We start from the raw sequence: 12,018 nt of genomic DNA on the forward strand, positions 1-12,018 counted from the left end.
GCACGCGCCGCCTGACTCAAACCAACCAGCCTCCGGCAAACCCGGGGCGGTTCAACCTCGACAGCAGACTGAGCCTCCTCCATCGCGCGCTGCGCGATCAACCGATCGGCCTCGAGCTGCTCGGTGTCGAGTAGGGCGAGCTTGTCTCCCTTTTTGACGGAGTCTCCCACGCGAACATACAAGTCCTTGACACGCTGGGACCTCTCGCCGGTCATCTGAGCGGAGATATGACCGCGCTGATCCGCAACCAGCTTGCCCTCGACGGCTTCACTTGCCTGTGCGAACTGCGGCACCCCGCAGACGACGATTGCAAGCACGAGGGTTCGGAAGCTCAAAAGCGATTTTGCATACATGGGAAAGCGACCTAGTAAATTTTCCAAAACCAAAGCTAATGACTTCTATTTTCAACATACATCGCTACCGAATTTCAGGCCATACGCAATTCGTACCGAGAAACACTCATCAGTTACCACGTTATGAGGCAGACAATGCAATTCGACTGGAGGCCAGGGATTGGTGATCCTACCATGTTGGGATGGCTTACGGTGGTTTGTTATCTCCTTGCAGCCGTAAGCTCATACGCCGTAGCCCAAACTCTGGCCGGTAGCGCGCATGCCGTCCCGAGACGCGAGATCCTGGTGTGGAGAGCTCTTGCTGTGCTGTTTTTACTGCTGGGCATCAACAAGCAGCTAGACTTGCAATCCGCTTTCACCGAAATCGGCAGATATCTCGCGCATCGTCAGGGCTGGTACGAGCAAAGAAAGACCATGCAGCTCCTCTTTGTAGGCGGTGTGGCGATAGCTGGCGCGCTTGTGGTGGCCGCAAGTATCGTCCTGCTGCGCGATGTTTCATATCAGACCAGGATTGCCCTGCTCGGCGGCTGCCTCGTTTTGATTTTTGTCGTTATCCGCGCGGCATCGTTCCACCATGTCGACGTTTTCCTCTCAACCCGCCTCGCGACCGTTCGTTGGAACGCAATACTGGAAATCGGCGGGCTCCTCTTCGTACTGCTCGGGGCTTGGTTGCGGACGGCCGCAGGGAGGAAGCAGACACCCACCTGACAGTTGCCCTCGTCCAAACCGGTCTGGGAGGATCTTGCCGTCGTCTTGATAACTGTAGCCTGGGGATCGCGTGAGCCACCGCAATCGTCCAAGAAAGGCGTCTCGATCCTGACGTCCAACTGAGATCCAAACCCTTAAGCTATCTGGCGCTGGCAAAGGAATTACGCGATATTCTCGACGACGTGACGGGCGGGCGCTGAGGGCCATCACGCACGTCGCAACTTTGCGAGGCTGGCACGTTGGCCCGAGGCAGGATAAGAAGAACGGTGAACGTCAAGCCATTGATTTTACAGTGAAATAATAGTTCCAGTTGAGGCGGTTGCTCGCGTCGTGTTGGCGGGGGAGCAGGGGTGCGCGAGCTCGGTCACCAGCACCGCCGCAGGTGGAACGAAGAAAAGACAGATAGATTCAAACCATGGTCGCTCGCACCCGAAGTCCGGTCGCTTCTGCGCTGGGAGTAGCACTTCGCGATCTTTCGCTCGGCGCGTCGAAGGAGCTTGCGATCGGCTTCCTGGCGCCTTTGACCGGCCCGCTGAAGGCCTGGTCCTTACCCGGGCTCGACGGGTGCCGGATCTGGGTCGACCACGTGAATGCCGCCGGCGGCGTGAAGGTCGGCAACCGCCGGTATCCCGTCCAGCTGATCCCCTTCGACACGATGTATCAGCCGGAGCGTGCGTTAGAGGGCGTCAAGAAGCTGATCCTCGAGGACGGCGTGAAGCTCATCCTGATGAGCGGCGGCAATGACCTGACGCCGGACGTGCGCAAGCTTATAAGCCGGCATCGCATGCTGGTTGCGGGGCTGCTGCCGAGCGATCTCTCGCCCGACACACCGACGCTGGTCGCGCCGAGTGAAGTGCATCCCATCTACAACGTGACCGGCGTTGACTGGCTGAAGCGCCACAAACCGCATCTGCGTACGGCGGCCATGTGCGCGCAGAACGACGGCTTCGGCTTGCCGTCGATCGCCACCTACCGGGCGGCGTTCGAAGCGGCGGGCATAGAGCTCATCGCCGAGCGCGTGTTCGAGCCTGACACCCGAGACTTCGGACCGATCGTCGAGGACTTGATGGCGGGCTCTCCCGATATCCTTTGCTGGGATACGGCCTACGAGCCTTTCGTTCATGCGCTGACGGTGGAGGCGTACAGGAGGAGCTTCAAGGGCCAGCTCCTGTCCTGCACCTGCGACAACTACCAGGAGCTGATCCGGCGCACGAGCCCCGAGTTCATGGAAGGCTTTGTCTTCCAGTTCCCGGATTTCGACGATCCGCGTCTCAACGGCGCTCAGATCAACTTTGAGCGCCCCAACGCGTTCTACGAGGAGTTCTGCCGGCGCTTCCCCGGCACGTGGGGTGCGGTGTCGTGGGAATACACCTCCACGCTCGAGCTGTGGAAGTCGGCCGTTCAGCGCGCGCGCACGTTCGAGCCTCTTTCGGTGCTCGCCTTCATGAAGGTGGGAGGCGTCGGCCAGCACGCCTTCGGGGAGGCGGCGTGGTGGGGCAAGGACCTGTTCGGCATCGACAACGCGCTGGTCGGCGATTGGCCCGTCGTGACGATCGTGGAAGGACGGGCGCGCATCCAGGAGTTCTGCTCGATCATCAATTGTGGAAGCAGAACAGGGATATCCTTCTGAGGCATATGCGCGATCTGGGTCTCATGTGGGACCAGCGGGAGCAGCTCGCAGCCTGGTCGTGACGCGCGGCGGTCACGATTCGTAGATCATGTCCTCGTGCGTGCTGGCGACGTGCAGCTTGATGAGCTCCACCGCCGTCTCCACGTCCCGGCACGAGATGGCCTCGTAAAGCGACCGCAACAGCATCTGGCTGCTGCGGATCTTCGAGGGCGTGAGCATCTGCTTGCGGCTCGCGGCCCACTGGGGCTGGCGGCGCACTTCGTGGAGGATCGCATACATCGCGGCGATCAGCGTGTTATGCGTGCCGCGCGCGACCATCATCATGAAGTCGTCCTCGAGGGTAGCGAAGATGTCCGACTCCGTGACGATCCTTTCGACCTTTGCGAGCTGCGCGCCGAGCTCCGCCAGATCCCGCGTGGACATGTAGATCGTCGCCAGCCGGATCATCTCCGGCTCGAGGATCGATTCGGCGACGTTCATCGCGAACGGGGAGGCGGTTTCGGCGAGTTGGAGGATGGTGAGCTCTCCGGTCGTGCCGCCGCCCTCCGGAACGGCCGGGGCCGGAGGCTTGCGATAGGAGACGAACGTGCCGCTGCCCGCGCGCCGGGCGACCACCTCGTAGATCGCCAGGAACTCGAGCGCCTGGCGGATCGTGGCGCGCGTATCCTGAAACTCGGCCGCGAGATCGCGTTCGGCGGGGATGCGCGTGCCGAACGGATAGGCACCGGCGACGATGCGCGCGAAGATGCGCGTCGCGATGTCCTTGGCTTGCGGCGTGATCAGCGGGTGCCGCGACGGATCGTGGACCCAGGGCGGCGTGTCCAGGACGTTGGTTTCGCTCGTCATCGTGTGCTCGGTGATGTGACAGGAGGGACTGCGGAAAGATTGAGCCTCCCGCGTCCGGCATCGGTTCCAGTGCCGGGCGCGAGCAGGACCGTCAGGGCCACCGCCATCTCGAGGCGCGGCCAGCCGTCCGAAGGTATCCCGGACATCGGCGTGCGGCTGGCATCGAAGGCGGCGATCTTGTTGTCGTACTGCGAGGAGGCCACATGCGTCTCGCCAAGGAGGCGCACCTCCGGCGAGCGCGGCCCCAGGAGCTCGGCGAGCTCGGATGCAAATGCGGCTACGGTGTCCGCCGAAGGGTCTCTGCGCGCGAGGTGTCGGTTGAGGCGGGTCATCGCGAGCCCCGCCGAGGAGAGGCGCAGAAGACGCTGCCGCTGCGCATCCCGGAACGCCTCGAGGCTCCGCGACGCGAGGCGGAAATGGAAGGCCGAGCTGCGACCGGTGATCGGAATGTCCGCGGCCGTGATCGCCGCCTCCAGGATCCGGAGCCAGAGCCGCTCCGCCTCGGCGAGTGCCCGCTCTGCGCGGCCTCTTTGCCGGAGCAAAACGTGCGCAGCCCCGGCGTTGGTCTCTGCGGCCGCGCGTAAGGGGTCGTCGAGCGCCGCCGTCCGCAACGTGTCGTGCGCGGCAAGCCAGTGGCGGGCCGCCGTTTCGGTGTCAGATACGGCAGCGGCGTGAAAGCCCGAGCGTGTTGCGCTGAGCCAATCGTTTGCGGCCTCCCCCATCGATCGTCGATCCATTGTTCGCTTCGCGGCGCGATGACAGAAAGCGTGCACGTCCAGGATGGGATTTGCAACCAAAAAGAACCAATAAAAACCAATGTAGGTTTGCAAGTGCAGCATTCGCGTAAAATGCCGTTTCGGTGGCGCGCGCATTGTACCGGTGCGCAAAGACCAAATCGTCGCTACAAACATAGGGTTGCCTGCAAAAACCGGTTCAATGGCATAGGGTCTGTGGGCTAGTTTGGTGAGGATTGGTCTGAAACGGTCCATTTGACTTGCGGCATCGACGGGCGAGGTCGTCGTCTCGCGCGGACCGCCTCCCGATCCGCACCGGGCACTGCGGCTCGCGGACGCGTCGTGTTCGATGCGTCCGCTGCCAAGGATTGATCGGGAGTATCGTCACCGATCCGGGACACGGGCGCGCATCGCGACCTCCGTAGCGGGTGCGCGATCCCGCGCCCTCTCGCGGTGCGACGCGATGCTGTTCACGATCCGCTGCGACATGAGTAAGATGAAGAAGCTGGTCGCGGTCCCGAAGCGGGGGCCGCCGCCTGCCGCGCGGGCTCGCGCCACTGCCGTCCGAGCTCGCCGAACACAAGCGCATCGCCGCCGCCAGACGACGGTCGGCTGGCACATGCCATACGATGATGGCGTGCCCGCCGCGCCCGCCAGCAGTGCGGACCGCACCGGCCGCGAGCCCGGCGTCGCAGTCCCGCCATTCCACAAGCTCAGGAACCCATCCCTTCGAAAGGAACACCCATGACCCACGGCAAGGAAACGAGGCAGTCGGTGCTGAACGACCGGCATATCGCGCTCGGCGCGGACATGACGGCGGCGTCATGGAACGACATGCCGGTTCCTCAGAACTACCGCACGGACCCGTATGACGAGGTCACCGCGGTCCGCACCAAGGCCGGCCTCATCGAGGTGACGGCGCTGAAGATGCTGAACGTCGCGGGGCCCGACGCTCTCAAGTTCCTCAATCACCTTCTGACGTCCGACGTCTCGAAGGCCAAGACCGGCGATTCGCACATCTCGAACATCGTCGACGAGAACGGCGCCCTCATCGACGACGTGCTCGTCTATGTGGATGGGCCGAACGAGTTCCGTCTCTCCCACGGCGGCGGCGCCCTGGAGGAGGTCTTGCCGGCGGTTGCTTCGAAGTTCGACGTGACGGTCAAGCGCGACAACGACGTGCACATTCTGTCGCTCCAGGGTCCGGTGGCGCTGGAGGTCCTGGCGCCCCACACGCCGATGGATCTCGCGGGCCTTCCCTACTTCCGGCATCAGAAGACGACGCTGTTCGGCAAGCCGGTCAGCATCGCACGCGGCGGCTACTCGGCCGAGCGCGGCTACGAGGTGTTCTGCTCGGCCGCCGACGCCCACTTCATCTGGGACAAGATCCTCGATGTGGGCAAGGACAAGGGTGTGATCCCCGTTTCCTGGTCCTCTCTCGACATCGTGCGCGTGGAAGGCGGCCTCCTGTTCTTCCCCTTTGACATGCCTCACGGCGATACCACTCCGTGGGAGGTGAGGGCCGATTGGACCATCGATCTCTCTAAGCCGGACTTCATCGGCAAGAAGGCCCTGGAAGGGAAGAAGGGCAAGGAGCGTTCGCTCATCACGGGACTAGAGGTCGAGAGCGACCGCGCCATCGAGCCGGGCTCGAAGGTCACCTCCGGCGGCAAAGAGGTCGGCGTGGTGACGAGCACCACCTATTCGAAGCATCTCATGAAGTCGCTGGCGATGGCTCAGATCGAGCCTGTCCACACCAAGCTCGGCACCGGGCTGGTCGTGCACGACAAGGGTGAGTGGCCGGCCGTCGTGGTGAGGATGCCGTTCTACGATCCGATGCGGCTGCGCACGCACCCGAGGTGAGGTGGCCCGTCGCGCACGCCGGTCCGACGGCTGAGTGAAACATAAGAGCCGCGCGAGAGCGCGGCTCTCGCCCCGCTGCCGAAGAAGACCGTCGTGCCGTCCCGCTCTACAACACGAAAAAAGCTCTAGGACAGTTTCATGAGCACGATGCCGCCGAAGATCATGGCGGCGGCTGCGGTCCGTAAGGCATGCGTGGGCTCGCCGAGGACGAGAACGCCGACGATAAACGCGCCGAGCGCGCCGATCCCCGTCCAAACCGTGTAAGCCGTGCCAAGGGGGAGCGATCGCATGGCAATCGCGAGCAGTGCGAAGCTGCAGAGCATGGCAACGATCGTGATCGCCGACGGGACGAGCCTCGTGAAGCCGTCGGACTGCTTCATCGCAAACGCCCACACGACTTCGAGAATGCCGGCAAAAAAAAGATAGATCCAGGCCATGGATCTCTCCAAGGATAAGTTCGGGCCGTCCCGGAAAGATAACCCATGGTGGGGGAGGTCGTAGCCTCGCGGTGTCAAAAATAAAGTACCGGGCTCGCTTATCAAGGCGTAATTTCCCGCATGCCTGAGGCTCGTCAGTCCTCGTCCGGATAGACGACGGCCCCGATGTAGCCGTTGCGCGGTTGAAAGCTCGCCATGGCCCAGCCGAGAGAGCCCGCGGTTTCGGCGCCGACCCGCGTGATCCGGGCCGGTGCGTCGGGATCGATGGTGACGTCGAACGCGTCGAGCGGATGGCTGAGCCCTTCGCCGATGGCCTTCACGAAGGCTTCCTTTCGCGTCCAGCAGGCGAGAAAGGCAAGGTCGCGCCGGCTGCTCCCGGCAATGGCGCGGAACGCCTCGGCCTCGCTCGGCGAAAAGAAGCGTGTCGCGAGGCCTTCGGCATCGGGGATCTCGCGAATGTGCTCGATATCGACCCCGACCGTGCGCCGGCCGGTGAACGCGTAAACTGCGAGCGATCCCGAGTGCGACAGATTGAACGCCAGATCCGAGGTCCCGTACCTGGCTCCGAGCGACGGCTTCCCATATTTCGTCGTGACGAGCTCGATGGCTGCGGGCGCGACGCCGAGCCGTTCACCGAGCAACTCCCTGAGCCGCCCCCGTGCGACGACGTAATGGGCGCGGTGGCGGTCCGAGAGGAAACGATCGGCAACCTGCCGCTCCGCGGCCGAGAGAAGCGCCCGCAGCGCCGCCCGCTCGTCGTGGTCCGGAGCGTCGAGGTCCGTGCCCACGACATCCACGTCCGCAACGCGCAGGATATCGAACACGTCGGGCCGCGTCTGGCCGTGCACGGGGAGGGGCCCCTTCCTGTTGGAGGCATGACGGCCCGATGTGAAGGCCGGCGCGAAGGCGCGCTGCAGTGTACCCCAGCCGTCCGGGCGCGCCCTAGCGGCAAAAGAATATGCCTGCCGGCGGAGTGGAAAAAATACCCCTTTGCGGGACGGTTCGGACTCGCTATGCGATGAGCCCCGGCGAGGCGACAGCGCCGGCATCTGGAACCGCGGGTGTAGCTCAATGGTAGAGCAGCAGCCTTCCAAGCTGAATACGTGGGTTCGATTCCCATCACCCGCTCCAATCTTCACCTGATCGGAACACGCCGCCGCGGCCTGCCGGTGGGGGAGCGCTGTCCATGCTTGTGGCCACGACCAACGAAATCGAGGGATACAAGGTGGTGAAGCACCTTGGCGTGGTGCGCGGCCTGACGGTGCGCTCGCGCAGCGTGGTGGGCAATATCGGCGCCGCGATCCAGATCCTGTTCGGTGGGACCATCTCCGTCTATACCGCCCTCGCCGAGCAGACGCGCCAGGAGGCGTTCGACCTGATGGTCCGGCAAGCCGAGGAGGTGGGCGCCAACGCGGTGCTGGCCATGCGCTACGACGCCAATGAGATCGCGTCGGCCGTGACCGAGGTGCTGGCCTACGGCACGGCGGTCGTGGTGGAAAAAACCAGCTGAGCGGAGAAGAACGCCCCCTGGAGCGTTTTCAAGCGAGAGTGGAATTCACTTCGCATTAAGAAAGCGCGTCAAACCAAAAACATAGAGCCTCACCTCGGATCCTGTCAGAGGCGAACAGGCTCTAGGGACCGCCCGGCCCCACGGCCAATGCTTACCCCTATCCAGCAGGAGGTGGGGAGAACGGCGGGTCCGTGCACGCAAAGGGGCAATAAATTGGCGCAAGGCGGTGACAAACGTAAAAAGTTCGGCTAAGGATGCCGCCCCCGCATAAGGCAGGTGCGCCTTTCGCGTCGATAAGGCGCGTACAAGCTGTGCGATAGGGGTGTAGCTCAATTGGCAGAGCGTCGGTCTCCAAAACCGAAGGCTGGGGGTTCGAGACCCTCCACCCCTGCCATGAGGTTTTGTTGAGGCGGATCGGTGAAGAGGGCGCCCCGGTCGGTTTCGATGGATTCACCCTTGGGGCAAGGGTGCGTCGGTATGTCGCATGGCGCTCGGGAAGCGGTTTTGATGTCGAAGTTCAATCCGTTCGAATTCGTTCAAGAGGTACGGCAGGAGGTCTCGAAAGTCACCTGGCCGGCGTGGAAGGAAGTGTGGATTACCACGCTCATGGTCCTCATCATGGTGGCCCTGGCTTCGGTGTTTTTCCTCATTACCGATCAGGTGCTTGGGCATCTGGTGAATTGGGTGCTCCGGCTCGGCGCCTGAGCGTCGGGCGGACAAGCTGTTTCGCGCCGGCCCCGGCGCGAAGGCAGGACACGAGAGACGATCTGAGAATGGCCAAGCGCTGGTACATCGTTCACGCCTACACGAACTTCGAGCGCAAGGTGGCAGATGCCATCAAGGAGCGCGCGCGGTCGGCTGGCCTCGACGACCTGTTCGACGAGGTAGTGGTGCCGACCGAGGAGGTCGTGGAGGTGAAGCGCGGCCGCAAGGTGCAGGCCGAGCGCAAGTTCCTGCCGGGCTACGTGCTGGTTCATATGGAGATGACGGACGCTGCGTTCGTCCTCATCAAGAATACGCCGAAGGTGACGGGCTTCCTCGGCGCGGACAACAAGCCGATCGCGATCTCCGACGACGAGGCCGCCCGCATTCTCAATCAGGTGAAGGAAGGCGTCGAGCGACCGAAACCCTCCATCATCTACGAGGTGGGCGAGCAGGTGAAGGTGGTGGACGGTCCCTTCGCCTCCTTCCAGGGCGAGGTCGAGGAGGTGGACGGCGAACGGTCCCGTCTCAAGGTCGGGGTCTCCATCTTCGGCCGCAAGACGCCGGTCGAGCTCGAGTTCGGGCAGGTGGAGAAGGTGTCGGCCTAGGCGGAGGACGAGAGAGATCGAAAGCTTCCGGCGCGCTCGTCGTGCCGGTCGAGGACGCGAGAGGCCGGTGTCGGCTGATCGGGTCTGAACCGCGGGAGGGTTCGAGCTGAGGCTCGCATCCGCTGACCGCTAACCCTGGGAAGCAAAGAGCCTTCCCGAGAACTTAGGGGATACGATGGCAAAGAAGATCGACGGCTACATCAACCTTCAGGTCCCGGCAGGAGCGGCCAACCCGTCTCCGCCGATCGGCCCTGCGCTCGGCCAGCGCGGCGTCAACATCATGGAGTTCTGCAAGTCCTTCAACGCCAAGACGAAGGACCTCGAGCAGGGTACACCGATTCCGGTGAAGATCACGGTCTATTCGGATCGCTCCTTCACCTTTGAGATGCGCACGCCGCCGGCGACGTATCTCATCAAAAAGGCGGCCGGCATGAAGCCCACCGGCAAGCCGGGCTCGGGCTCGAAGAACCCCGGCCGCGACGTGGCGGGCTCCATCACCATGGCTCAGCTTCAGGAAATCGCCAAGCTGAAGATCAAGGACATGAACACGGACAATCTCGAGCAGGCCACCAAGACGATCGCTGGCTCCGCCCGTTCGATGGGCCTCAAGGTGGTGGAGTAACGACATGGCGAAAGAAGCTGCTGCAAAAGAGAAGTCGGCAAAGACGTCGTCCGTTGCTCCCGAGGTCATCGCTGCGACCCGGCTCGCGGGCGGCAAGCGCAACGCCGCGGCGAGGAAGGGCATCGACGCCAACAAGGCGTATGCCATCGATGAGGCCGTGCGCCTGATCAAGGAGCGCGCCAAGGCGAAGTTCGACGAGACCGTCGAGGTCGCCATGAACCTCGGCGTCGATCCGAAGCATGCCGACCAGATGGTGCGCGGCGTCTGCAACCTGCCGAACGGCTCCGGCCGCACGGCGCGCGTCGCCGTGTTCGCGCGCGGCGCCAAGGCCGAAGAGGCCAAGGCTGCAGGTGCGGATGTGGTGGGCGCCGAGGATCTGGTCGAGACCGTGTCGAAGGGCACGATCAACTTCGATCGCTGCATCGCGACACCCGACATGATGGGGCTTGTCGGCCGCCTGGGTAAGGTGCTTGGCCCCCGCGGCCTGATGCCGAACCCGCGCGTCGGCACGGTGACCATGGACGTCACCAGCGCCGTCAAGGGTGCCAAGGGCGGCTCCGTCGAGTTCCGCGTCGAGAAGGCGGGCATCGTCCACGCCGGCATCGGCAAGGCGAGCTTCACCGAGCAAGCCCTCGTCGAGAACATTAAGGCGTTCGTCGATGCGGTGTCCAAGGCCAAGCCCGCGGGCTCCAAGGGCACGTACATCAAGAAGGTGTCGCTCTCCTCGACCATGGGGCCGGGGCTCAAGGTCGACACCGGTACGGTCGTTTCGGCGACGCCCGCGACATAAGCGGGGCGACGCCATCGGGCCCGTCTGCGGGCCCTTAACGGAATTCCCCGCCGCAGGCCGTCGGCTTGCGGCGGGGATCTCCAGCCCAAAGCCCTTTCGGGGCCGAACGGCCGGAGACCTGTCCGAGATTGATGGGCGCCGATCCGGCTTGCCGGTGACGCTTAATCCTCGAGAGAGGGCCCGCATGAGACGGGAGACCACCCGGATTTGAAGCCGCAAGGCCCGCATCCGGTATGAGCCTTCTGGGTCAGCACCGTGCCGCTCCGGCGCGCGGTCGGGACAGGACGAGCGTCGCAGCGGCAAGCCCGCGAGGGAAAAAGCTGCGGCAAGGTGCAACCCGCGAGGGGTCCGCTACGGGCTCTTCGCAACCAGGAGTGAGCAGGTGGATAGAGCCGCAAAACAGGCGCTCGTGACGTCCCTCCACGAGGTGTTGAAGGACACCGGCGTGCTGGTCGTCGCCCACAACACCGGCATGGTGGCCGCTCAATCGGCAGAGTTCCGCAAGCGCGTCAAAGAGGCGGGCGGGTCTGTCAAGGTGGCCAAGAACAAGCTGGTCAAGCTCGCGCTCAAGGACACCCAAGCCGAAGGCATCACCGATCTCTTCACGGGGCCCACTGTGTTGGCCTTTTCGAAGGATCCGATTGCCGCGGCGAAGGTGGCGGTCAAGTACGCCAAGGAGAACGACAAGCTCGTGATCCTCGGCGGCGCGATGGGCGCCTCTGTCCTCGACGCGAACGGCGTCAAAGCACTCGCCGACCTGCCTTCGCTTGATGAGCTCCGAGCCAAGCTGATCGGTCTCTTGAACGCGCCGGCGACGAAGATCGCCCGCACGGTCAAGGAGCCCGGCGCAAAGCTCGCGCGCGTCATCCAGGCCAAGGCATCGCAAGGCGGCGAGGCTGCATAACGCACGTCTGTGGAACGACTGAAACCGGCGCGTCCCTGAGGCCACAACGGCTGGGACAAAGCGCCACCCCTCGAAGGCTTAACCGGAAGGACTATATACAATGTCGGATCTCGCAAAGATCGTTGATGACCTGTCGAAGCTGACCGTTCTCGAAGCAGCCGAGCTCGCCAAACTTCTTGAGGAGAAGTGGGGCGTGTCGGCTGCTGCTGCCGTTGCCGTGGCCGCTGCCCCGGCGGGCGGCGCTGCCGCTGCTGCGGTCGAGGAGCAGACCGAGTTCACCGTCATCCTGAAGTCGGGCGGCGACAAGAAGA

The 12,018-nt window shown here is 63.7% G+C and carries 13 protein-coding genes, 2 tRNA genes and 2 pseudogenes; 12 read left to right on the top strand and 5 right to left on the bottom strand.

Annotated elements, in window-relative coordinates:
- Nucleotides 1-386: pseudogene (locus tag V7082_RS19700) on the bottom strand (biotin/lipoyl-binding protein); the annotation flags it as partial.
- 270 nt (nt 387-656) lie between these two features.
- Here V7082_RS19700 and V7082_RS19705 point away from each other — a divergent pair.
- Complete coding sequence (locus V7082_RS19705) at nt 657-1,061, top strand: hypothetical protein (RefSeq protein WP_334151227.1); 405 nt, start codon at nt 657-659, stop codon at nt 1,059-1,061.
- A 415-nt stretch (nt 1,062-1,476) separates the two neighbouring features.
- A complete protein-coding gene (locus tag V7082_RS19710; protein WP_334151228.1) occupies nt 1,477-2,691 on the top strand; it encodes an ABC transporter substrate-binding protein in 1,215 nt (404 codons plus the stop codon).
- Nucleotides 2,692-2,763: 72 nt separating this feature from the next.
- Here the strand turns inward: V7082_RS19710 and V7082_RS19715 are convergent, their stop codons facing one another.
- Together V7082_RS19715 and V7082_RS19720 are read right to left on the bottom strand one after the other, a co-directional pair.
- Nucleotides 2,764-3,537 carry a FadR/GntR family transcriptional regulator gene (locus V7082_RS19715; protein ID WP_334151230.1) on the bottom strand — a complete coding sequence of 258 codons (774 nt, stop codon included), beginning with the start codon at nt 3,535-3,537 and terminating at the stop codon, nt 2,764-2,766.
- On the bottom strand, nt 3,534-4,259 hold the full coding sequence (locus V7082_RS19720) for a hypothetical protein (RefSeq protein WP_334151232.1): 726 nt from the start codon (nt 4,257-4,259) through the stop codon (nt 3,534-3,536). The genes V7082_RS19715 and V7082_RS19720 overlap by 4 nt, the downstream gene beginning before the upstream one ends.
- A gap of 756 nt (nt 4,260-5,015) precedes the next feature.
- Between V7082_RS19720 and V7082_RS19725 the strand changes: the two genes are divergently transcribed.
- The gene (locus tag V7082_RS19725) at nt 5,016-6,134 is read left to right on the top strand and encodes an aminomethyltransferase family protein (RefSeq protein ID WP_334151233.1); all 1,119 of its coding nucleotides are present in this window, start codon (nt 5,016-5,018) and stop codon (nt 6,132-6,134) included.
- Nucleotides 6,135-6,259: 125 nt separating this feature from the next.
- On the opposite strand, the gene V7082_RS19730 is transcribed toward V7082_RS19725, so the two are convergent.
- Both V7082_RS19730 and V7082_RS19735 read right to left on the bottom strand, forming a co-directional pair.
- On the bottom strand, nt 6,260-6,571 hold the full coding sequence (locus V7082_RS19730) for a DMT family transporter (protein WP_334151235.1): 312 nt from the start codon (nt 6,569-6,571) through the stop codon (nt 6,260-6,262).
- 134 nt (nt 6,572-6,705) lie between these two features.
- Nucleotides 6,706-7,419, bottom strand: coding sequence for a 4'-phosphopantetheinyl transferase family protein (locus V7082_RS19735; protein WP_334151237.1), 714 nt, complete (start codon nt 7,417-7,419; stop codon nt 6,706-6,708).
- A 209-nt stretch (nt 7,420-7,628) separates the two neighbouring features.
- Here V7082_RS19735 and V7082_RS19740 point away from each other — a divergent pair.
- The 9 genes and pseudogenes from V7082_RS19740 to V7082_RS19780 form a co-directional block, all read left to right on the top strand.
- Nucleotides 7,629-7,702, top strand: a tRNA-Gly gene (locus tag V7082_RS19740).
- A 55-nt stretch (nt 7,703-7,757) separates the two neighbouring features.
- Nucleotides 7,758-8,081 (top strand): YbjQ family protein, encoded by a 324-nt coding sequence (locus tag V7082_RS19745; RefSeq protein ID WP_334151239.1) that lies wholly within the window; start codon nt 7,758-7,760, stop codon nt 8,079-8,081.
- Nucleotides 8,082-8,399: 318 nt separating this feature from the next.
- Nucleotides 8,400-8,475, top strand: a tRNA-Trp gene (locus V7082_RS19750).
- Nucleotides 8,476-8,588: 113 nt separating this feature from the next.
- On the top strand, nt 8,589-8,786 hold the full coding sequence (gene secE / locus V7082_RS19755) for a preprotein translocase subunit SecE (protein WP_334151240.1): 198 nt from the start codon (nt 8,589-8,591) through the stop codon (nt 8,784-8,786).
- Between the two features lie 68 nt (nt 8,787-8,854).
- On the top strand, nt 8,855-9,391 hold the full coding sequence (gene nusG, locus V7082_RS19760) for a transcription termination/antitermination protein NusG (RefSeq protein ID WP_334151242.1): 537 nt from the start codon (nt 8,855-8,857) through the stop codon (nt 9,389-9,391).
- Between the two features lie 175 nt (nt 9,392-9,566).
- Nucleotides 9,567-10,013 (top strand): 50S ribosomal protein L11, encoded by a 447-nt coding sequence (rplK, locus tag V7082_RS19765; protein ID WP_334151243.1) that lies wholly within the window; start codon nt 9,567-9,569, stop codon nt 10,011-10,013.
- A gap of 4 nt (nt 10,014-10,017) precedes the next feature.
- The gene (rplA, locus tag V7082_RS19770) at nt 10,018-10,803 is read left to right on the top strand and encodes a 50S ribosomal protein L1 (RefSeq protein WP_334151244.1); all 786 of its coding nucleotides are present in this window, start codon (nt 10,018-10,020) and stop codon (nt 10,801-10,803) included.
- 382 nt (nt 10,804-11,185) lie between these two features.
- Nucleotides 11,186-11,707, top strand: coding sequence for a 50S ribosomal protein L10 (rplJ, locus tag V7082_RS19775; protein WP_334151246.1), 522 nt, complete (start codon nt 11,186-11,188; stop codon nt 11,705-11,707).
- A gap of 100 nt (nt 11,708-11,807) precedes the next feature.
- Nucleotides 11,808-12,018 (top strand): annotated as a pseudogene (locus V7082_RS19780) (50S ribosomal protein L7/L12); the annotation flags it as partial.

Source organism: Hyphomicrobium sp. (assembly GCF_036833075.1).
Classification (GTDB): domain Bacteria; phylum Pseudomonadota; class Alphaproteobacteria; order Rhizobiales; family Hyphomicrobiaceae; genus Hyphomicrobium_C.